Origin of the sequence: Mesorhizobium sp. M9A.F.Ca.ET.002.03.1.2 (genome assembly GCF_003952365.1) — a bacterium.
GTDB lineage: Bacteria > Pseudomonadota > Alphaproteobacteria > Rhizobiales > Rhizobiaceae > Mesorhizobium.
Genome location: NZ_CP034443.1, coordinates 648,387 through 670,000, shown reverse-complemented (window position 1 = coordinate 670,000; position 21,614 = coordinate 648,387). Strand labels below are relative to the sequence as shown.

General features: G+C 62.5%; 14 protein-coding genes, 1 tRNA gene, 2 rRNA genes and 2 pseudogenes (1 of these 19 only partly in view). 11 read left to right on the top strand and 8 right to left on the bottom strand.

Annotated elements, in window-relative coordinates:
• The 4 genes from EJ066_RS03300 to EJ066_RS03285 all read left to right on the top strand — a co-directional run.
• A 23S ribosomal RNA gene (locus EJ066_RS03300) occupies nucleotides 1-1,736 on the top strand (it extends 1,062 nt beyond the left edge of the window).
• Nucleotides 1,737-1,833: 97 nt separating this feature from the next.
• A 5S ribosomal RNA gene (gene rrf, locus EJ066_RS03295) occupies nucleotides 1,834-1,948 on the top strand.
• Between the two features lie 131 nt (nucleotides 1,949-2,079).
• Nucleotides 2,080-2,156, top strand: a tRNA-Met gene (locus EJ066_RS03290).
• A gap of 221 nt (nucleotides 2,157-2,377) precedes the next feature.
• The gene (locus tag EJ066_RS03285; RefSeq protein ID WP_126034877.1) at nucleotides 2,378-2,611 is read left to right on the top strand and encodes a DUF6429 family protein; all 234 of its coding nucleotides are present in this window, start codon (nucleotides 2,378-2,380) and stop codon (nucleotides 2,609-2,611) included.
• A 287-nt stretch (nucleotides 2,612-2,898) separates the two neighbouring features.
• Here EJ066_RS03285 and ftsZ read toward each other — a convergent pair whose 3' ends face one another.
• Nucleotides 2,899-3,906, bottom strand: coding sequence for a cell division protein FtsZ (gene ftsZ / locus EJ066_RS03280; RefSeq protein WP_126034875.1), 1,008 nt, complete (start codon nucleotides 3,904-3,906; stop codon nucleotides 2,899-2,901).
• 403 nt (nucleotides 3,907-4,309) lie between these two features.
• Between ftsZ and EJ066_RS03275 the strand changes: the two genes are divergently transcribed.
• The 3 genes from EJ066_RS03275 to EJ066_RS03265 are packed head-to-tail and all read left to right on the top strand — an operon-like array spanning nucleotide 4,310 to nucleotide 9,268.
• Complete coding sequence (locus EJ066_RS03275) at nucleotides 4,310-5,380, top strand: HlyD family efflux transporter periplasmic adaptor subunit (RefSeq protein ID WP_126043731.1); 1,071 nt, start codon at nucleotides 4,310-4,312, stop codon at nucleotides 5,378-5,380.
• A complete protein-coding gene (rbbA, locus tag EJ066_RS03270; protein ID WP_126034874.1) occupies nucleotides 5,377-8,154 on the top strand; it encodes a ribosome-associated ATPase/putative transporter RbbA in 2,778 nt (925 codons plus the stop codon). Before EJ066_RS03275 ends, rbbA begins: the two co-directional genes overlap by 4 nt.
• Nucleotide 8,155: 1 nt before the next feature.
• Nucleotides 8,156-9,268 carry an ABC transporter permease gene (locus EJ066_RS03265; protein ID WP_126034872.1) on the top strand — a complete coding sequence of 371 codons (1,113 nt, stop codon included), beginning with the start codon at nucleotides 8,156-8,158 and terminating at the stop codon, nucleotides 9,266-9,268.
• 29 nt (nucleotides 9,269-9,297) lie between these two features.
• Here the strand turns inward: EJ066_RS03265 and EJ066_RS03260 are convergent, their stop codons facing one another.
• Entirely contained in the window at nucleotides 9,298-10,083 is a 786-nt protein-coding gene (locus EJ066_RS03260; protein WP_126034870.1) for an SDR family oxidoreductase, read from the bottom strand.
• Between the two features lie 99 nt (nucleotides 10,084-10,182).
• Between EJ066_RS03260 and uxuA the strand changes: the two are divergent.
• Nucleotides 10,183-11,365 (top strand): annotated as a pseudogene (uxuA, locus tag EJ066_RS03255) (mannonate dehydratase).
• Between the two features lie 97 nt (nucleotides 11,366-11,462).
• Here uxuA and EJ066_RS03250 read toward each other — a convergent pair.
• The 6 genes from EJ066_RS03250 to EJ066_RS03225 form a co-directional block, all read right to left on the bottom strand.
• Nucleotides 11,463-12,356 (bottom strand): sugar phosphate isomerase/epimerase, encoded by an 894-nt coding sequence (locus EJ066_RS03250; RefSeq protein WP_126034868.1) that lies wholly within the window; start codon nucleotides 12,354-12,356, stop codon nucleotides 11,463-11,465.
• A 107-nt stretch (nucleotides 12,357-12,463) separates the two neighbouring features.
• Nucleotides 12,464-13,402 (bottom strand): ABC transporter substrate-binding protein, encoded by a 939-nt coding sequence (locus EJ066_RS03245; RefSeq protein ID WP_126034866.1) that lies wholly within the window; start codon nucleotides 13,400-13,402, stop codon nucleotides 12,464-12,466.
• 78 nt (nucleotides 13,403-13,480) lie between these two features.
• A complete protein-coding gene (locus EJ066_RS03240) occupies nucleotides 13,481-14,473 on the bottom strand; it encodes a ribose ABC transporter permease (protein WP_126034865.1) in 993 nt (330 codons plus the stop codon).
• Nucleotides 14,470-16,014 carry a sugar ABC transporter ATP-binding protein gene (locus EJ066_RS03235; protein WP_126034863.1) on the bottom strand — a complete coding sequence of 515 codons (1,545 nt, stop codon included), beginning with the start codon at nucleotides 16,012-16,014 and terminating at the stop codon, nucleotides 14,470-14,472. The genes EJ066_RS03240 and EJ066_RS03235 overlap by 4 nt, the downstream gene beginning before the upstream one ends.
• Complete coding sequence (locus EJ066_RS03230; RefSeq protein WP_126034861.1) at nucleotides 16,011-17,390, bottom strand: carbohydrate kinase; 1,380 nt, start codon at nucleotides 17,388-17,390, stop codon at nucleotides 16,011-16,013. The genes EJ066_RS03235 and EJ066_RS03230 overlap by 4 nt, the downstream gene beginning before the upstream one ends.
• Nucleotides 17,387-18,169, bottom strand: coding sequence for a DeoR/GlpR family DNA-binding transcription regulator (locus EJ066_RS03225; protein ID WP_126034859.1), 783 nt, complete (start codon nucleotides 18,167-18,169; stop codon nucleotides 17,387-17,389). The genes EJ066_RS03230 and EJ066_RS03225 overlap by 4 nt, the downstream gene beginning before the upstream one ends.
• 200 nt (nucleotides 18,170-18,369) lie before the next feature.
• Between EJ066_RS03225 and EJ066_RS03220 the strand changes: the two are divergent.
• The 3 genes and pseudogenes from EJ066_RS03220 to EJ066_RS03210 all read left to right on the top strand — a co-directional run bounded on the left by EJ066_RS03220 (nucleotide 18,370) and on the right by EJ066_RS03210 (nucleotide 21,551).
• A pseudogene (locus EJ066_RS03220) lies at nucleotides 18,370-19,412 on the top strand (class II aldolase/adducin family protein).
• A complete protein-coding gene (locus EJ066_RS03215; protein ID WP_245455064.1) occupies nucleotides 19,396-20,700 on the top strand; it encodes an FGGY-family carbohydrate kinase in 1,305 nt (434 codons plus the stop codon). The pseudogene EJ066_RS03220 and the gene EJ066_RS03215 overlap by 17 nt, the downstream one beginning before the upstream one ends.
• Complete coding sequence (locus EJ066_RS03210; protein WP_126034857.1) at nucleotides 20,697-21,551, top strand: TIGR01459 family HAD-type hydrolase; 855 nt, start codon at nucleotides 20,697-20,699, stop codon at nucleotides 21,549-21,551. Before EJ066_RS03215 ends, EJ066_RS03210 begins: the two co-directional genes overlap by 4 nt.
• The last annotated feature ends 63 nt before the right edge of the window (nucleotides 21,552-21,614 follow it).

Sequence of the window (21,614 nt, the reverse complement as noted above, 5' to 3'; positions counted from 1 at the left end):
GGGAAAGGATGTGAGGATCCCAAAACAACCAGGATGTTGGCTTAGAAGCAGCCATCATTTAAAGAAAGCGTAACAGCTCACTGGTCTAAATAAGGGTCTTTGCGCCGAAAATGTAACGGGGCTAAAGCCATACACCGAAGCTTAGGGTTCGTAGCAATACGAGCGGTAGCGGAGCGTTCTGTAAGCTGATGAAGCCATACCCGTGAGGGGTGGTGGAGGTATCAGAAGTGCGAATGCTGACATGAGTAACGTAAGGGGAGTGAGAGACTCCCCCGCCGAAAGTCCAAGGGTTCCTGCTTAAAGCTAATCTGAGCAGGGTTAGCCGGCCCCTAAGTCGAGGCAGAAATGCGTAGACGATGGGAACCACGTTAATATTCGTGGGCCTGGAGGAAGTGACGGATCATTGAGGTAGTCCAATCTTATCGGATTGAAAGGGCTGCTGCGTGGTTCCAGGAAATAGCTCCTCCTTATAGACCGTACCCGAAACCGACACTGGTGGACTGGTAGAGTATACCAAGGCGCTTGAGAGAACTATGCTGAAGGAACTCGGCAAATTGCACGCGTAACTTCGGAAGAAGCGTGACCCTTTCATGCGCAAGCATGGGAGGGTGGCACAGACCAGGGGGTAGCGACTGTTTATCAAAAACACAGGGCTCTGCGAAGTCGCAAGACGACGTATAGGGTCTGACGCCTGCCCGGTGCTGGAAGGTTAAGAGGAGGGGTGCAAGCTCTGAATCGAAGCCCCAGTAAACGGCGGCCGTAACTATAACGGTCCTAAGGTAGCGAAATTCCTTGTCGGGTAAGTTCCGACCTGCACGAATGGCGTAACGACTTCCCCGCTGTCTCCAGCATAGACTCAGTGAAATTGAATTCCCCGTGAAGATGCGGGGTTCCTGCGGTTAGACGGAAAGACCCCGTGCACCTTTACTATAGCTTTACATTGGCATTCGTAGTGGCATGTGTAGGATAGGTGGTAGGCTTTGAAACCTGGGCGCCAGCTCAGGTGGAGCCATCCTTGAAATACCACCCTTATCACTATGGATGTCTAACCGCGGCCCGTTATCCGGGTCCGGGACAATGTATGGTGGGTAGTTTGACTGGGGCGGTCGCCTCCTAAAGAGTAACGGAGGCGCGCGATGGTGGGCTCAGAACGGTCGGAAATCGTTCGCTGAGTGCAATGGCATAAGCCTGCCTGACTGCGAGACTGACAAGTCGAGCAGAGACGAAAGTCGGTCATAGTGATCCGGTGGTCCCGCGTGGAAGGGCCATCGCTCAACGGATAAAAGGTACGCCGGGGATAACAGGCTGATGACCCCCAAGAGTCCATATCGACGGGGTTGTTTGGCACCTCGATGTCGACTCATCGCATCCTGGGGCTGGAGCAGGTCCCAAGGGTATGGCTGTTCGCCATTTAAAGCGGTACGTGAGTTGGGTTCAGAACGTCGTGAGACAGTTCGGTCCCTATCTGCCGTGGGTGTAGGAATATTGAAAGGATCTGTCCCTAGTACGAGAGGACCGGGATGGACGGATCTCTGGTGGACCTGTTGTGGCGCCAGCCGCATAGCAGGGTAGCTATATCCGGACGGGATAACCGCTGAAGGCATCTAAGCGGGAAACCCACCTTAAAACGAGTATTCCCTGAGAACCGTGGAAGACGACCACGTTGATAGGCCGGGTGTGGAAGAGCGGCAACGCTTGAAGCTTACCGGTACTAATAGTTCGATCGGCTTGATCGTTCTCATTCCTTATGCCCATTTCTAGTGACAATCCTTTGGATTGCGCCGAGATGGATGGCACAGAAAACAGCTTCTCGAGCAACGTGCGTTTTGCCGACCTGGTGGTTATGGCGGAGCGGCTGCACCCGATCCCATTCCGAACTCGGCCGTGAAACGCTCCAGCGCTGATGGTACTTCGTCTCAAGACGCGGGAGAGTAGGTCGCTGCCAGGTCTGCCAAGCGCACGTTGTTGAAATCTTCTCCTTACGAACAGGCCCGCCACCGGGATTTCGGGCCGCGCAAGCGGCCCTTTCATTTGGCGAAAGCTTGAATCCAGTAAGTAAAGGCTTACTTCTAAGGTTGACGCGGGGTGGAGCAGCCCGGTAGCTCGTCAGGCTCATAACCTGAAGGTCACAGGTTCAAATCCTGTCCCCGCAACCAAAATCCAAAAAACGGCCCGCCCTGTGCGGGCCGTTTTTGTATTTGGGCTGTGCTGGCCGTTTGATTCTTGTCCTGGTCGGAAGACCTACAGGAGGCCAAGCCAACGCAGCGGACAGAGAAAGTCAAATCCCGTCCCCTGCAACCGGCCTCGACACAACCCCCAGCAAATCTCAAATGGTTGCTGGGGTTTGTTTTGGCGCCCCCCTGTGTAGACTGCTTGCATGGAGATGGACACCGACAAGATCGACGATGCCGTTCTGGGCCTGCTTTGGCTAACGCTGCATGATGAGCGGCGCGCCTGGAAGGGGTTGGACTGGGATGCTCTGGATCGCTTGCACCAGAAGGGGCTGATCGCCAATCCTGCAAGCAAGGCGAAGTCGGTGGTCCTGTCAGATGAAGGCCTGCGGCGTACGGAGGAGCTGTTCCGCACCCTGTTCACGCGGCCGGCGCCGTGAGCGCTGGGTTGCGTTGCTGTTTCACGGCAAGAGTGGCGCAGACAAAATCGATAGCTTGAACCGCAGGTCCACCTTGCAACAATTGCGAGTTTGGCAAGCGACCGCCGACCACTATCTGGCGATCTCTAGAGCGGGATTGCGTTCAAATTGAGCTGCGCATCCCACTCTATCTATCTGTTTTCGCAGCAGTTCTGCGACGCCAGGCGATTCCACTTGGCTACAAAATGCTCTAGCGGCCGAGTTTCAAGACGAAATCGTACCGTCGGCGCCGCCATGCGGGGGACCGATCAATTCACACGGTTTTCCGACCCCGCCGTCAGCGGTATCTCAAGCCCCCGCCGCAATCCCGTGGCAACGACAGACACCCTGAATTTTCCTGCCAGCGCCTTGTCGAAAATAGCACCGACGATGATATCTGCATCGGCGTCGACTTCCTCGCGGATGCGGGTGGCGGCCTCGTCGACCTCGAACAGCGTCATGTCGGTGCCGCCCGATATCGAAACAAGGACACCCTTGGCGCCCATCATGGACGCTTCGTCGAGAAGCGGATTTGCGATTGCCGCTTCGGCCGCTTTCCTGGCGCGCTCCTCCCCGGTGGCTTCACCGGTCCCCATCATCGCGCGACCCATGTCGCGCATCACCGACTTCACATCGGCAAAGTCGAGATTGATCAGCCCTTCCTTGACGATGAGATCGGTGATGCAGCCGACGCCAGAGTAGAGGACGCGATCGGCCATCGCGAACGCATCCGCGAACGTCGTCTTGGCATCGGCGATCCTGAAGAGGTTCTGGTTCGGGATGACGATGACGGTATCGGCGCTTTCGCGGAGCCGCTCGATGCCCTCGTCGGCCGCATGCATTCGACGGTTGCCCTCGAAGACGAACGGCTTGGTGACGACGGCCACGGTCAGTATTCCCGCGTTCCGCGCGGCCTGCGCTATGATCGGCGCGGCACCGGTTCCAGTTCCACCTCCCATGCCCGCGGTCACGAAACACATATGCGTTCCCGCGAGATGGTCCATGATTTCATCGATCGATTCCACGGCCGCGGCATGGCCGACCTCGGGCAGGGATCCTGCCCCAAGGCCTTCCGTGACGTGAGCTCCCAATTGGATCAGCCGCGTTGCCTTCGACATGGTGAGCGCCTGGGCATCGGTGTTGGCAACGATAAACTCTGTGCCCTGCAAGCCTTCCGCGATCATGTTGTTGACGGCGTTACCGCCTCCGCCGCCAACCCCGATGACGGATATCTTGGGCCTCATCTCCGAGATTACCGGCCTCGTTGCGGTGTTCATTTGCCGTCTCTCCCCTTGATGCGCCAGCGCAGCGGTCGGTGGAAGGCTTGTTCCCGGCGCACTGCAAAGACTTTGGACAGTGAGCGAATCAGGACAGCCGAGCGTGACCAAGGGAATCAGACGGTTGACTCGGCTGCAAGTGCACTATGCGCACTTACCGCGTGTTACGCGGGCATTGGCTCGCCGTGCACACGAAAAACGCCGAGCATCGCCGATGAGGCCGATGCGTGCCGGCAAAGCGAATGCCGACACCTCATGACGGAAGTCGCGCGACCAACCGGTCCAGGCTGTCGGCATGGACTCTCCACAATTGACGCGGATCAAGGTGGTCGCAGCCGGTCTCTGTTTGGGTCCGGGCGGATCAAGACGACGAAACGGTGTTCACTGGTACCAAAGGCCAATGATGAAAATCTCACAGAGGACGTGGCCGATCGTTGGCCTTCTAATCGCTCTTGGCGCGGGCGGTTATTATGCATGGCAGCAATCCAGGGATGGCGATCTGCCGGAAGGCATAGCCAGGGGGAATGGCCGCATAGAGGCGGTCGAGATCGACGTGTCGACGAAAGCGCCGGGGCGGATCAAGGAAATCCTTGTCGGTGAAGGCGATTTCGTCAAGGCCGGCGACGTGCTTGCCCGCATGGACACCGCGCAGCTCGAGGCTCAGCGCCGGCAGGCCGAAGCGCAGTCGCAACGCGCTATAATTGGCGTGGAGACAGCCAACAGCCTGGTCACGCAGCGCGAAGCCGAAAGAACGGCCGCGGCCGCTGTCGTCGCGCAGCGCGAAGCCGAACTGGATGCCGCGGAGCGCACGCTGGTGCGCACCAAGCAGCTTGCCGCGAACAACACCATTTCCCAACAGATTCTCGACAACGACCGGGCAGCCGAGCAGGGCGCAAAGGCTACGGTGGCCGCGGCACAAGCCCAGCAAGCGGCAAGCGATGCCGCCATCAGCGCTGCAAAGGCACAGATTATCGACGCCAAGGCGGCAGTCGCTGCGGCCCACGCTGCGATCGAGGCCGTCGACGCCGACATTGACGACGCCACGCTCAAGTCTCCACGCGATGGACGTGTGCAGTACCGGGTGGCAGAGGCTGGAGAGGTATTGTCCGCCGGCGGGCGCGTGCTCAACCTCGTCGATCTCGGCGACGTCTACATGACCTTCTTCCTGCCGACGGCCCAAGCAGGCCGCGTGGCCATCGGCACGGAGATCCGGATCGTGCTCGATGCGGCGCCGCAGTACGTGATCCCTGCCAAGGCCAGTTATGTCGCCGCCGTCGCCCAGTTCACGCCCAAGACGGTCGAGACCGAGGAAGAACGCCTCAAGCTCATGTTCCGGATCAAGGCGCAGATCTCGCCGGAATTGCTCCGCAAATACATCCAACAGGTCAAGACCGGCCTGCCGGGCGTTGCCTATGTCCGGCTTGATCCGCAGGCCGCGTGGCCGGCCAGCCTCCAGGGAAAGCTGGTGCAATGAATGCTTGGTCCGCGGGCGTTGCAAATCTAGCGCCGCAGCCCGTCGCACGTCTGGAGAAGGTCGGCCATAGCTATGGAAAAGCACGGTCGCTGGACGCCGTTACCCTCGAAATACCTTCCGGCTGCATGGTTGGCCTGATCGGGCCGGACGGCGTCGGCAAGTCCAGCATGCTGTCCCTGATCGCCGGAGCGCGGGCGCTGCAGGAAGGACACATCGAAGTGCTTGGCGGCGATATGGCCGACGCCCGCCATCGGCAGACCGCGTACCCCAGGATTGCGTATATGCCGCAAGGCCTGGGAAAGAATCTCTATCCGACGCTTTCCGTCTTCGACAATATCGACTTCTTCGGCCGTCTGTTCGGGCATGACCGGGATGAGCGGGAACGCCGCATCGGCGAACTTCTGCAAAGCACAGGACTCGCACCCTTCGCGGATCGGCAGGCTGGCAACCTCTCCGGCGGCATGAAGCAGAAGCTCGGTCTCTGCTGTGCCCTCATCCACGATCCCGACCTCCTCATCCTGGACGAGCCAACGACCGGCGTTGATCCTCTGTCACGCCGTCAGTTCTGGGAGCTCATCGATCAAATCCGCGGCAATCGTGGCGGCATGAGCGTCATCGTTGCTACCGCCTACATGGAAGAAGCAGCCCGCTTCGACTGGCTGATCGCCATGGACGGGGGGCGCGTGCTGGCCTCGGGAACGCCGGCGGAGCTGCTTGAACGGACTGGCGCGCCCGACATCGACGCTGCCTTTATCGCACTGCTTCCGCAAGAAAGGCAGGACGGACACGAGCAGGTGGTGATCCCGCCCCGGTCCGCGGGCGTCAACGGCGAAGTTGCCATAGAAGCGGATCATCTCACCAAGCGCTTCGGCGATTTCGTTGCCGTCGACGATGTGAGCTTCCGTATCGGGCGTGGCGAGATCTTCGGCTTCCTGGGCTCGAACGGCTGCGGCAAGACGACCACCATGAAGATGCTGACCGGGCTGCTTCAGGCAAGCGAAGGCAAGGCCCGGCTCTTCGGGCGCGAGATAGACCCGAATGACATCGAGGTTCGGCGGCGCGTCGGCTACATGTCCCAGGGATTTTCCCTCTATTCCGAGCTGACAGTGCGTCAGAACCTCGAACTCCACGCCCGGCTCTTCGGCATGGATGCAGCCGCCATACCGCAAAGGGTCGAGGACGTGGCGAAGCGCTTCGGTCTCGTCGGCGACATGGACACGCTTCCCGATGCCCTGCCGCTCGGCATCCGGCAGCGTCTGTCGCTCGCGGTGGCGATGATCCACTCCCCCGATATCCTGATCCTCGACGAGCCGACATCCGGCGTCGACCCGGTCGCCCGCGACGGATTCTGGCAAATACTCTGCGAACTCTCCCGCAAGCAGAACGTGACGATCTTCGTCTCGACACACTTCATGAATGAGGCGGAACGTTGCGACCGCGTCTCGCTCATGCATGCGGGCAAGGTTCTTGCCACCGACATGCCGGCCGCGATCGTCCAGAATCGCTCCGCGGCAACGCTGGAAGAGGCTTTCATAGGCTATCTGGAGGATGCCATCGGCACGCGGCAGACCGAGCTCCCGAAAGCCGGCGAGGAGAGCCTAACCGCCGCCGCGCATGCCCGAGGGAAACCGGGCAGGTTGAAGCGGTTCTTCGATCCCCGGCGCATGTTCGCCTACACGCGGCGGGAGGCGCTCGAACTTCTGCACGACCCGATCCGTGCCACGCTCGCCACGGTCGGCACTCTCATCCTGATGTTCGTCGTGGGTTACGGCATCAACATGGACGTGGAGGACCTCTCCTTCGCCGTCCTCGATCACGACGACACGGCAATCAGCCGTGACTACGTGCTGCAAATTGCCGGTTCGCGATATTTTATAGAGAAGGCGCCCATCTTGGACCACGCCGATCTCGACCGGCGCATGGAGAACGGCGAACTCAGCCTGGCGATGGAAATCCCGCCCGGATTCGGACGCAACCTGGCGCGTGGCCGCGACGTCACTATCGGCGCATGGATCGACGGTGCCATGCCGACGCGCGCCGAGACCGTGCTCGGTTACGTCGAAGGCATGCATGCCGGCTGGCTGACGCAGAAGGCACGCGAAATCTACGGCAATGCCGCAGCAGCTCCCGATTTCCAGCTGGCGATCCGCTACCGCTACAATCCCGATGTCCGGAGCCTCGATGCCATCGTGCCGGCGGTGATCCCGATGCTTCTCCTGTTGATACCGTCGATGCTCGCCGTGCTGAGCGTCGTGCGCGAAAAGGAACTCGGCTCGATCATCAATTTCTACGTCACGCCGGTCACCAGGTTCGAATTCCTACTCGGCAAGCAGATCCCCTATGTCGTGCTTGCGATGCTGAACTTCCTGCTGCTGACAGCCTTCGCCGTCTTCGTTTTCGGCGTGCCGTTCACCGGCAGTTTTGCAACGTTCGCCGCTGCCGCCTTTCTCTATGTCATTGTCACGACGGGGATGGGGCTGCTGCTCTCGACCTTCATGAGCAGTCAGATCGCGGCGATCTTCGGAACCGCATTGATCACCATGATCCCGGCATCTCAGTATTCGGGCATGATCAATCCGGTATCGTCGCTCGAGGGCGTGGGCGCCTTCATCGGCCAGATCTACCCGATGACCTATTTCGTCATCGTCTCGCGCGGCACCTTCTCGAAGGCACTCGGCTTTGGCGATCTGTCCAGCGCATTCTTGCCGCTCCTCATCGCCATTCCCGTATTGCTGGGCCTCGGAATAGTCCTTCTCAGGAAGCAGGCTCGCTAAAATGCGTTTCGTCAATATCTTCCAGCTTGGTCTCAAGGAACTGCGCGGTCTCGCCAGGAATCCGATGCTGATCGTGCTGATCGCCTATGCCTTCACGTTGGCGATCTACACAGCATCCAAGGCGATGCCCGAAACCCTCAACCGCGCTCCGATCGCGATTGTCGACGAAGACCAATCGCCGGTATCCTCGCGCATCGTAACCGCGTTCTACCCTCCCTACTTCACGGCGCCGCGGCTTATCTCTCAGCCCGAAATGGACAGCCGCATGGATTCCGGCTCGGATACATTCGCACTCGACATTCCTCCGAACTTCCAGCGTGATCTTCTGGCCGGCAGATCGCCTATGATCCAGCTCAATGTCGATGCGACCCGCATGTCGCAGGCTTTCGCCGGCGGGGGATATGTTCAGTCTATCGTATCGGGGGAAGTGAGCGAATTCCTCGATCGCTACCGCTCCGAGACTTCCCTACCGGTCGCTCTCGACTTGCGTGCGCGGTTCAATCCCGAACTCAACAAAGGCTGGTTTGGCGCAATCTCCGACATGATCGATTCGATCACGATGCTGTCGATCATCCTGACCGGCGCCGCACTCATCCGCGAGCGCGAGCATGGAACGATCGAGCACCTGCTGGTCATGCCGGTAACGCCGTTCGAAATCATGCTGAGCAAGGTCTGGTCGATGGGTCTCGTCGTGCTGGTGGCTTCCGGCCTCTCGCTGGGCTTCGTCGTGCAAGGCCTGCTCGCCGTGCCGACGAACGGATCCGCACTGCTGTTCATGACAGGAGCGGCGCTGGACATATTCGCCATGACCTGTCTGGGGATATTCCTCGCGACCATCGCGGGCTCGATGCCGCAATTCGGGCTGCTGCTGATGATGGTGCTTCTTCCGCTTCAGTTGCTGTCCGGCGGCGTCACGCCGCGTGAGAGCATGCCCGAGATCATCCAGGCCATCATGTTCGTCGCGCCAAACACGCACTTCGTCATGTTGGCCCAGGCCGTCCTGTTCCGCGGCGCGGGCCTCGACGTTGTCTGGCCGCAGCTTGCGGCGCTGCTGATTATCGGAACGGCGCTGTTTGCTTTTTCGCTTCGCCGCTTCCGTCAATTCCTGAAATAGACGCTAACCGCTCAAACGTGGCGCAGGCGCTACCTCACGCCGATACCGGCAGTCAGGCCGCCATCGATCCTGTAGTCCGCACCGGTGCAGAACCCGGCTTTCGACGAACAGAGGAAGGCGATGAGTTCCGCTACTTCTTCCGGCTCGCCGATGCGCCCGATGGGATGGGCTTCGCCGAAGCGCCTGTAGGCCGCCTCGACATCGGCATCGGTGCCATTCTCGCCGCGGGCTGCCTTTTCCAGGATCGGGGAGCGGATCGAGCCTGGGCTGACGGAATTGACGCGGATGCCGGAGCGCGCATAGTCGAGCGCCAGAGAGCGCGTCAGCGTGTGGATAGCGCCCTTCGTCGTGGCATAGGCGGCGACGTTCTGCTGACAGGCAAAGCCCTGCACCGAAGCCACGTTGACGATCGCCCCGCCGCCCCGCATGATCATTTCGGGGATGCCGAAATGCGTGGTCAGGTAGATCGAGCCGACATTGACGGACATCGCCTGGTTCCAGGTGTCGAAATCGGTGCTGGTCGCGGTTCCATACGGATGGATTGCCGCGGAATTGACGATGATATCGAGGCCGCCGAAGCGCTCGACGCCGGCCGCGACCGCGTCGCGAACCTGATCCTTTACGGAGACGTCGACGGCCATGACCAGCGCCTCGGCGCCGGAGCTTTCCAGTTCCGCTCTCATCGCCGCATTGGCCGCGCGGTCGATGCCGCAGGCGATGATCGCCGCGCCGCCTGCCGCGAGACGTCTGGCGGTTGCCAGCCCGATCCCGGTCGTCCCCGTCACCAGAGCGATCTTGCCGTCGAAATCCTGCATTGCTCAAACTCCCTCATTGGCCGTCGGAAGCCGGCTTTGGTTTGACTTCCATTGTGGCCCAACAATACGGTTCTGTTTTATCGCAAAGGGAAAGCCTCAATGGAACAATGTTGGCGATGGTATGGACCGGATGATCCGGTGACGCTCGATCATGTCAAGCAGGCGGGCGCGACGGGTGTGGTGACGGCCTTGCACGACATCTATGACGGGCGCGCGTGGCCGCTCGACAGCATACTGGAGCGCAAGCGGATCATCGAGGCCGAAGGGCTGACGTGGTCTGTCGTGGAGAGCATTCCCGTCCACAATTCGATCAAGACCGGTTCGGCGGAAAGGCAGCGTTACGCGGACTGGTACAAGGATACCATCCGCGCGCTGGCGAAAGCCGGCATAAGGACCATCTGTTACAACTTCATGCCTGTGGTCGACTGGACCCGCACCGATCTTGCCTATCGACTTCCAACGACGGGCTACGCCCTGCGTTTCGACGCGATCGATTTTGCGGCATACGACCTGTTCGTCCTGAAGCGCAGGAATGCCGAGGCCAGCTACAGCGCGGCACGTATCGCGGAAGCGGAATTGCGTTTCAAGGCGCTGAGCGACGAGCGGATCGACAGGATCGAGCGCAATCTCATTGCTGGCCTGCCGGCGACAGCGCAGCTATAATCGTGACAGTTTTCGCGAGGCATTGGCGGAATATGACTCGATCGGGCCGAGGGAGTTGCGCGACAATCTTGCCTGGTTTTTGCGCGAGATCATTCCAGTGGCCGAGCAGGAGGGAGTGCGCATGTGCATCCATCCCGACGACCCGCCATTCTCGCTCTATGGCTTGCCACGGATCGTTTCGACCGCCGAGGACGCCCGTTTCATCCTCGGCGCCGTCGACAGCCCGGCGAACGGCCTGACATTCTGCACCGGCTCGTACGGTACGCGTGCAGACAACGACATTGTCGGCATGGTCAAGGAATTCGCCGACCGGATCCATTTCGTCCATCTGCGCAATGTAACCATTGAGGATGACGGCTCCTTCTATGAAGCCGAGCATCTGGAGGGCGGCACCGACATGGCGCATGTCATCCTCGCTTTGATGCAGGAAGAGACGCGTCGCCGCAAGGAAGGCCGCGCCGACTGGCGGATCCCCATGCGTCCCGATCATGGCCATCTGCTCGCCGACGATATCGGCAAGACCAGGATCAATCCCGGATACTCGTTGATCGGCCGCCTGAAAGGCCTCGCCGAGCTGCGCGGCATCATGCGCGCCGTGGAGCGTTTCGGGCTGGCCTGAGGATCGCCAACCGGGAACGAGAACTTGGGATTTTCGTATGTAACCGGTGCCCACTTTTGAGTCTGATGTTTGGGCGTCACGCCCGTGTCGGGTGGTGCTAAGGTCGATGGCTTGATGAAACAAGCTCGGCCTTGCGCCGTGCCGTCTCCAGCCCGATGGCGATGAAGCGGCGCGCATGCCGGGCCAGCTCCATATTGTCGGTCCACAGATTGCGCCAGATGGCGGTTTTCTTCGACAGCTTCTCGTCGACGATCTCCGACGAGAAGGACTCGAAGCTGAGGTCGTCGCCATAGCCGACCGCCGTCAGCGCATCGAAGATCGCAGCGAAGTCGATGTTGCCGGTGCCGAGGAAGCCGCGATGGCTCTCGCCGATATGGACATAGCCGATCTTCTTCGCGGCGTGGCGGATGGCCAGTCCGACATCGGCCTCCTCGATGTTCATGTGGAAAGTGTCGAGATGCAGGAAGATGTTGTCGGAGCCGGTGTCCTCGATGAAGGCCAGCCCTTGCGCGGCGGTGTTGAGCAGATTGCTTTCGAAGCGGTTGACGATCTCGAGGTTGAGCGTGACGCCGGCGGCCTTGGCCGTCTCCGCGACCTGGGCAAGCGTGCCTGCACTGCGGTTCCATTGATCGCGCGTCGGCGCCTCAGTCTGCAATCCGTGGCTGGTCGAGAGGATGCCGGCGACCTTCCGGCCGCCGAGATCGCGGGTGAGCGCGATCGTGCGTTCCAGGATTTCGACGCCGTGCGCGGCAATCGCCTTGTCAGCGCTTGAAATGTCGCCGTCGGCCGGTAGCCCGATGCTGATCGCCACGCCGAGATCGAGGTCGTCGATGCGCTTGGCCAGCTTGGCGATGTCGACATTGGCAGGGTCGAGGTAGGAGAATTCTATCAGGTCGAAGCCGGCCTCTTTGGTGTTGGCCAGCGTGCGCTCGAGGTCGCCTTGCGCCGAACTCGCCGACCAGACGAAAGAATGGATTCCAATGCGCGACATGATCGTCTCCACGTGCTGCAGGTGAGAGCATCGGATGTGAACCGATTCCGATGCTCAAACAAAAAGTGGTGCGGCCGGTCCTCCCGGCCGCACCAGCCTTGGGAGGCTTAGCGGGCCGCGGTCCAGCCCTTGTAGTCCTTCAGGTTCTCGGCTGTGATCAGCTGCGGGTCGAGCAGCACCGTCGCCTCGGCCGGCTTTTTGCCGGCGAGCACTTCAGCCGCCATCTGCAGCGACTGGCCGGCCATCACATAGGGGTCCTGCGAAGCCGAGGCCTTGATCATCGATGTCCCGGACGAGAGTTCCTTCTCGATGTCGGGCGCGCCGTCGACCGCGGTGAAGATGAATTCGGAGCGGTTGAGCTGCTTGGCCGCAAGCTGGGCGCCGATCGCCGTCGGATCATTGATGGCAAACACCGCGTCGATCTTGTCGAAACGGGTCAGCAGCGACTGGAATACCTTCAGCCCGCCGTCGCGCGAGCCTTCAGCATTCTGGTCGTCGGAGAGGATCTTGATATCCGGGTGCTGCGCAAGCACGTCCTTGCAGCCTTTCACTCGCTCCAGGATCGACGACGATGCCGGGCCGTTCAGGATGACATAGTCACCCTTGCCGCCGGTCTGGTCGACCAGATACTGGCAGGCCGCTTCGCCGGCCTTGACGTTGTTGGTCATCACGGTGACGTCGGCACCAGGCGCCGAAACGTCGAAGGCGGCAACCACGATGCCCGCGGCTTGCGCCTTCTTCACCGCCGGCGCGATCGCCTTGGCATCGACGGCGTTGAGCATGATCACGTCGACGCCGGCGGCGATGAACGAATCGACTTGCGAGACCTGCTTGTTGAGGTCGTAGTCGGCCGACACCGACGTCACCTCGACATTCGGATTGATCTTCTTGGCGGCGTCCTCGATGCCCTTGATGGTGGCGACGAAGAAGGGGTTGCCGAGCAGGCCGACCGAGATGCCGACCTTGTTCAGATCCTTGGCCGAAGCCGGTGCGATGGCGACGGCCGCGAGGACAACGCCGCAGAGCAGTTTAACGATAGTCTTCATTGCTTTCCTCCTGATGCCCCGCGCCTCTCACGGTGCGTTACATGAAACCGGGTCGTTGACGCCGGCGACTAAGGCCAATCACGTTCTTGCTCCTGCTTGGAGCCTGTAGCGGTCGAGGGCGACCGCCACGATGATGACCAATCCCTTGATGATGTACTGCCAGATGTCCGAAACACCGGCCAGGATGAGCCCGTTGGAGAGCACCGCTATGATCAGGCCGCCGATCAGCGTGCCCCAGATCGAGCCGACGCCGCCGACGAAGCTGGTGCCGCCGAGAATGACCGCGGCAATGGCATCGAGTTCGTAGGACTGCCCAAGCTGCAGCCCGTTGGCCGCGTAGAGCCGGGCCGCCGACATGGCGCCGCCAAGGCCGGCCAGGAGGCCGGAAACGCCATAGACGAAGAGCAGCACCAGCGGCACCTTGATGCCGGTGAGGCGGGCGGCCTCGGCATTGCCGCCGACGGCGTAGATCCAGGTGCCGAGCACGGTGCGCTTGAGCACCAGCCAGGACAGCACCACGACCGACAAAGCGATGATGACCAGCCAGGGGATGCCGAACAGCGAACCGTTGCCGATGAAGTCGAACGGCAGGTCCGAGTTGAACACCGTGGTGTCCTGGCCGAGCAGGCGGGCGACGCCGCGCACGGCGGTCAGCGAACCCAGCGTGACGATGAAGGGCGGCAGCTTGATGTAGGCGACGAGCAGCCCGTTGATGACGCCGAAGCCGAGGCCGACCAGAATGGCCGCCGGCACGCCGAGCATGCCCCACTCCGGCACCAGCGACACAATCACCGCCACCATCGCCGACGCGGCAAGGATCGAGCCGACGGACAGGTCGATGCCGCCGGTGAGGATGACGAAGGTCATGCCGGCCGCAAGCACGATGTTGATCGACGATTGCTGCGTGACGATCAACAGGTTGGTCTCGGTGAGGAAGCGCGGGTTGATGAACTGGAAGCCGGCCGCCAAAAGCATCAGGACCGGCAGCATGCCAAGGGCGGCGAAGGCGGTGCGCAGCCGCCGGTTCCTGCCGACAGCCTGGTCGCTCATCTCGGTTGCCTTGTCGGTCATCCCTTGGCCGCTCCCGTTGCAAGTTCCATGATTTTCTCCTGACTGAGCGGCTGGCCTTCGGATGCCGTCACCTTGCCGGATATGGTGCCGTCGCGCATCACCAATACGCGGTCGGCGACGCCGATCACCTCCGGCAACTCGCTGGAGATCATCAGGACGGCGATGCCTTTCTTGGCGAGATCGTCGATCAGCCGGTAGATTTCCGACTTCGCCCCGACATCGACGCCGCGGGTCGGTTCGTCGAGGATGAGGACCCGCGGCTCGGTTTCGAGCAGGCGAGCGAGCAGCACCTTCTGCTGGTTGCCACCCGACAGCGAGCCGGCATTGGCCTGCACCGACCTGGTGCGGATGGAGAGGTCGGAAACGGCCTTGGCGGCTCGCCTCTCTGCCGTCGCGAAGTCGCGCCAGCCGCCGGCCCGTGCGTCCTTTGCGAGCACGCCGACGTTGATATTGTCTGAAATCGACATGTCGAGGAACAGGCCGAGTTCCTTGCGGTCCTCGGTGAGATAGGCAATGCCGGCATCCAGCGCCTCGCGCGGCGAGCCGATGGCGATCGGCCTGCCGTCGAGTTCCAGCGTGCCGGCGGTGCGTTTGTCGGCGCCGAAGATCAGCCGTGCGAGCTCGGTGCGGCCCGAGCCGACCAGGCCCGCCAACGCCAGCACTTCGCCCTTGTGCAGGTCGAAGGTACAGTCCTTCAGGAGATTGCCGTCCGACATGCCCCGCACCGATAGCGCGATCGCGCGCTTCTCGTCCGGCGGGCGGTGGTCCTTCTTGTAGAAGGCGGACAGGTCACGGCCGACCATCATCGAGACGAGACGCGAGGCGTTCAGGTCGGCGCGGTCGAGCGTGCCGACATAGCCGCTGTCGCGCAGCACGCTGACACGGTCGGCAAGCTGATAGACCTCTTCCATGCGGTGGCTGATGTAGATGATGGCGATGCCTTGCGACTTCAGCGTCGCGATGACCTCGAACAGCCGGTCGGTCTCGCGTGAGGTCAGCGAGGTGGTTGGCTCGTCCATGACGATGATGCGTGCGCTGGTCGACAGCGCGCGAGCGATCTCGACCAGCTGGCGTTCGCCGAGCGACAGGCTGGAGACGGAGGCGCGCGCCGAGAAGGAGACGCCGAGCCGCGCGATGATCTCCTTGGCGCGCCGGTTGCACTGGTCGCGGTCGACGATGCCGAACCGTCTCGGCTCGTTGCCGAGGAAGATGTTCTGCGCAACCGTCAGGTTGGGCGCCAGCGACAGCTCCTGATAGATGACGGCAATGCCGTTGGCGCGTGCCTTGATCGGGTCGCCGGTGGCGGCTGGTATGCCGTCGATCAGGATCTCGCCGCCGGTATCAGGCCGATAGGCGCCGGACAGCACCTTCATCAGCGTCGACTTGCCGGCGCCGTTTTCGCCCATCAGCGCATGCAGTTCGCCGGCGTGGACGGTCAGCGACACATCCTGCAAGGCGCGGATCGGGCCGAATGTTTTCGAGATGTGCCGCATCTCCAGCACCGGCTGGCGCGCCGTCTCGATTTGGGCCGCGGCGGTCATCGCGCATCTCCCGCTGCTACGCCGGCGGCGCCCCGATCGGCGGCAAGGCCGCGCCAGCTGTCGCGATACCGGGCAAGTCCGGTGAAGCTCGATGCACGAACAGGCTCCGGCGCCTCGGCGGCAAATTCGTGTCCGACGCTCTCGAAGGCAAGAGCCGCCGCTCCGGTGGCGCTGCCCTCCAGCGTGGCGCCTTGCATGAAGGCCTGGCCGGGGCGAAGCTCAGCCAGCAGGCTGGCAAGCATTCCGCCGCTGTTCAGCCCGCCATCGACGATTACGGTGTTGCTCGAGTGGATCAGGTCGAGACACAGATCGACCATCAGCGCGACATAGAGCAGCGCCACAGCCGCACGCTCGTTCGCGCCGGGTGTGCGTCCGACCAACTCGCCGGGATGGCCAGGCATCGGCCCACCCGGCGCGAAGCTCGGCAGCGCCATGATGCCGGCGTCGATCACCTGCTGAAGCGTGGAGCGGGCGATCGCGCCCTGCCAGCCGGCGCTGATCGTCGCGAATTCACGCCCGCCCATGAAGCGGATGGTCGGCACCGGGTCGCCATCGACATCGACATTGACGAGCATGTCGCGGTCACGATCGAGCGCGTCGAGAGGGCAGTCCGGATTGAGCACGACGACCCAGGTGCCGGTCGAGACGACGGTGACCGGGCCAAGCTCCTGCCGACGATAGGCATGGAGCGCCGCATTGCTGTCATGGACGCCGTTGTGGACAGCGATCGGCCGTGTCGACTCGCCGAAGCGCTGCTCGCCGATGACCGCGCCGGCACGCTCGAAGGCGGGCATCTGGCCGCGCCAGCCCTCGGCGTCGACCAGCGAACTGAAATCACTTTTGCGCGGCGCCCACAGATGCGAGTGGCAGCCGAGATAGGACACTTCCGAGACTGCCCGGCCGGCAAAGCGCCAGCTCCAGTATTGCGGATAGCCGAGGATCGATTTCGCCGCAGCGAACGCGCTGGGTTGCACCGTCTTCAGCCACAGCATGTGGCGACCGTAGTTGAAACCGAGCGGCAGGAGCGGCGAGAAGGTTTCGGCAAAATCCGGAATGCGGCGATCGATCTGCGCGGCAATCTCAGCCGGCGGCTCCTGCTCGTAGTCAAGGATCGGATGCGTCAGCGACGCATCGTCAACCAAGGCAAAGGTGCAGCCATGGCCCGAAACCATCAGCCCCTCTACGCCATGGATGTCGACCGCCTCGCCGACGGCGCGAGCCGCCCAATCGTGAAGCGCCGTCTCGTCGAGCACGCTGAAGCCGCCCTTGCGCGTCCAGTTCGGCTGGGTCCGGCGCTCGCAGAGGATACGCCCGTCCTGACCGAAGACGAACAGCTTCGAATTGGTCTTGCCGAAGTCGAGGACGGCCACCTTCACTGGAGGGCTCCCGAGGAGGAGGCGATCCGCACCGTGACGCCGGCGTCTTCCAGCATGCGTGCGTCGGCATCGGACAGGTCGTCGTCGGTCACCAGCGTGCCGATGCGGGACAGGGGCAGCGCGACATTGCGCGCGTGGATCGACAGTTTGCGGCTGTCGGCCAGCACCACGATCTGGTCGGCGCAGAGACTGAGTTCGACGATGGAGCGGACCAGCAGCGGATGCGATTCCAGCACGCCTTCCTGGCCGATGCCTTGCGCGCCAAGAAAGAACTTCGATGCGTAGAAGGGCACGGCCTGGGTAAGCGAATGGATGATGCCAGGCTCGCGATGCAGTTCACCGCCGGCAACCGTCAGGCTGCAATGGCCGTGGTCGCTCAAATAGGCCACGAGCGGCATCGAGTTGGTATAGAGCCGGATGTTGCGGTCGGCGAGCTTGGCGCCGAGATGGAAGCAGGTCGAACCGCCATGCACGATGACGGCGTCGCCATCGCGTACCAGGGTCGCGGCGAGAGCGGCGATCTGCCGCTTGGCCTCGACCGCGAGATCGCGGTTCTCGTCATAGGGTCTGGCATAGGCGACACTGGCCTGTGAAGCGCCATCGAGCGCCGAGATGCCGCCGTAGACCTTCCGTGCTTCGCCGGCCTCATCGATCTTGTCGATATCGCGACGCACCGTCGCAGCCGACACGCCGAGCCGCTCCTGCAACTCGCGCACCGAGGCGAAAGGGCGATCCCGCAACAACTCGACGATCTGACGCTGGCGGCCGGAGTCGCTCAACGGATACCCTCCCGGAATGCCATTTTGCCACGGCAATTGGTGCAACTTACTCAACACATCGCAGATTGCAAGCTCGATTTGACGGGATAAGATCACTGTTGACGTAACTTACTCGTATCTGCGATACAAGCGTCAGTCGTTATCCCGGCAACGGGACATCCAAAGCCGTGGCCACGCGGCCGGTTTGTGGAGGAATTTCGATGGCAACCTATGCGGATGCGCAGGAACTGGCTGCCTTGCGGTCGCTCTCGGCCAGCATCGGACGCGACCCGCATTTGACCCAGGCCGCTGGCGGCAACACTTCGCTGAAAGCTGGCGAAACGCTTTGGATCAAGGCTTCCGGTACTTGGCTGAAGGATGCGCTCGCGCAGGATATCATGGTTCCCGTGGCGATCCCCCGCTGCTGAGCGCCGTCGAACAGCGCGACCCGGCCGCCGATCAGCCGCAGGCCTTCGCCATCGAGAACCTCAACATCCGCAAGCTGCGTCCCTCGATCGAGACCACGGTTCACGCCCTGATGCCGCAGCGCGTCGTTCTGCATGTCCACTGCGTCGACACCATTTCGCTCGCCGTACAGGCCGACTGCGAGGCTCAGGTCGCCAAGCGCCTCGATGGCCTCGAATGGGCGTATGTCCCTTATCGCCGACCGGGCCTGCCGCTTGCCCAGGGCATTGCCGAACGCCTTCGGCAGGGGGTCGATGTGCTGATCCTTGCCAATCACGGCCTGGTCGTCGCAGCCGAGACCGTCGCCGGCGCCGAGGCGCTGCTCAATCGCGTCACACGACTTCTGGTGCGGCCGCCGCGCGAGGTGGCGGAGCCCGACATTGCGGCATTGACGGCGCTCGCCGGTAACCCCGGCTACAGACTGCCGATGGACGTCGAAGCGCATGCGGCCGCGATCGATCCCGAAAGCTGCCGCATGGCGTCTGGGGGCAGCCTCTATCCCGATCACGTCATCTTTCTCGGCCAGGGTTCGGTCGTGGCGAGACCCGGCGAGGACGTGAAGCGCGTCACCGAACGGTGCGGCACGGCACCCGTGGCGATCCTGTTCCCCGGGCTTGGCGTTCTGATGCGCGGCGACGCCAGCGCCGGCGCAGACGCCATGCAACGCTGCCTTGCCGACGTGACGGCACGGGTCGACGTCGCGGCCAAGCTGAACTATCTCACCGCCGCCGAGAATGACGAACTGGTCAACTGGGACGCCGAGCAATATCGCCAGAAACTCAATGCAGCCGGCAGCTGACATGGCGCTTTCGGTCGGCCCGCTTTCGATCGGCATCGACATCGGCACATCCGGTGCGCGCGCCGTCGCCATGCGCCCGGACTTTTCGATTGCCGCGCATTCCGCCGTTCCACTCGACAGATTTGGCCAGAACGCCCGCGATCCCTCAGCGTGGTGGTCAGCGGTCGGCGCGGCGCTGACGGAACTGCTTTCGCGCATCGATCGGGCGGCGGTGCGGTCGATCGCCGTCGACGGCACTTCGGGCACGCTGCTGCCGGTCGACGGCGCCGGGCGGCCGCTGGCCGAACCGCTGATGTACAACGACAAGGTTGACGACGACGCCATTCTGGCCGTGATCGCGCGCGAGGCGCCGGCAGCGAGCGCAGCTCTTGGGGCGACGTCCGGTCTCGCCAAGGCGCTGTGGTTCCAGCGCCTGCCTGGCGTCGCCGCGGTGCTGCACCAGGCCGACTGGATCGCGGGGCAGTTGTCCGGTCGCTTCGACATCAGCGACGAGAACAATGCCCTGAAATCCGGCTACGACGTCGAGGCACGTCGCTGGCCGGACTGGATCGCGGCGACCGGCATGCGCATGGCATTGCTGCCTGGTGTCGTCAGGCCGGGCGATGTCGCCGGCACGCTAACCGCAAGCGCCGCTGACCTGTTCGGCCTGGCGCGCGACGTCGCTGTGGTCGCAGGGACGACGGATGGTTGCGCCTCGTTCCTGGCGACGGGTGCCGCAGCAGTTGGCGACGGCGTCACCGCGCTGGGGTCCTCGCTGACCATCAAGATCCTGTCCGACCGGCCGATCTCGGCACCGCAGTTCGGCATCTACAGCCATAGGCTGGGAGATGCCTATCTGGCGGGTGGCGCGTCGAATTCCGGCGGCAAGGTGCTGGCACAGCATTTCCCTCTCGCGCGCATCATCGAGTTGAGTGCGACGATCGACCCCATGACGGAGACGGGCCTCGACTACTATCCGCTTCCTGCGGTCGGCGAACGCTTCCCCGTAGCCGATCCTGCCCTGCCGCCACGACTGACGCCGCGGCCTGCTGACGACGCCGACTATCTGAAAGCGATGTTGGAGGGCATTGCTGGGATCGAGGCGCTCGGCTATCGCCGGCTTGCCGAGCTCGGCGCGCCTCGGCTGATCTCGGTCAGAAGTGTCGGCGGCGGTGCGGCAAATCCCGTCTGGACCGCGATCCGGCAGCGCAAGCTGGGCGTCGGTTTTCTACCTGCGCTTTCGGACGAGGCCGCCGCCGGCACCGCGCGGCTGGCGCTGATGGGCGCAATCGAAGCGGGGCTTTTGTGAGCACGAAAACAATTGAACATCTCGACGGCATCGGAGCGCTAGTTGAGCGCTATCAGGTGTTCCTGCTCGATCAGTTCGGCGTGCTGCACGACGGCACAAGCCCCTATCCAGGCGCTGTGGAGGCCTTGTCGGCGCTGAAGCGTGCAGGCAAGACGATTGTGCTGGTCTCGAACTCCGGCAGGCGTGCGCGGCCCAACGAGACTCGCCTGCAGAAGCTCGGTTTCGAACCGGGAAGCTGGGATCACTTTGTCTCTTCCGGCGAGATCGCGTGGCGCTCCTTTCAAGAAATGGCGGTATCCGGAAAGCTGCGCCCAAACACAAAGTGCCTGTTGATCAGCCGTGAAGGCGACCGCTCGGCGATTGAAGGTCTGCCTATCGCGTTGACCGGCGACGGCGACGATGCCGAGCTGGTGCTGATCGCCGCCAGTGAGGGCGACCGCTACGACATCGACCACTATCGCAGACTTTTTGCACCGGCAGCGGCGCGGCAGGTGCCATGCTTCTGCACCAACCCCGACAAGATCATGCTGACGGCAGTGGGGCCTCGCTTTGGCGCCGGCCGATTGGCGGATCTCTACGAGAGCCTCGGTGGCAGCGTCACCCGCATCGGCAAGCCCTACGCGCCGATCTTCGGCGCCGCGCTGGCGGTGGCGGGCAACCCTGACCGCAGCAGCGTGGTCTGTGTCGGCGACAGCGTCGAACACGATATCGCCGGTGGGATTGGTGCCGGCGTGGCGACGGCGCTGGTCTTGTCCGGAATATTGGCGGACACCCCTGACCTGGCCGGCCTTTTCGACAGTCTGGACGCATACCCGGACTACACCACGGATCTTTTCAAATTCGCTGATTGAGCCCGGAAATTTACAAAGGGTCTAGCGCCGCCACGGTGATCGTGCTGTCGGTCATGCTGCCCG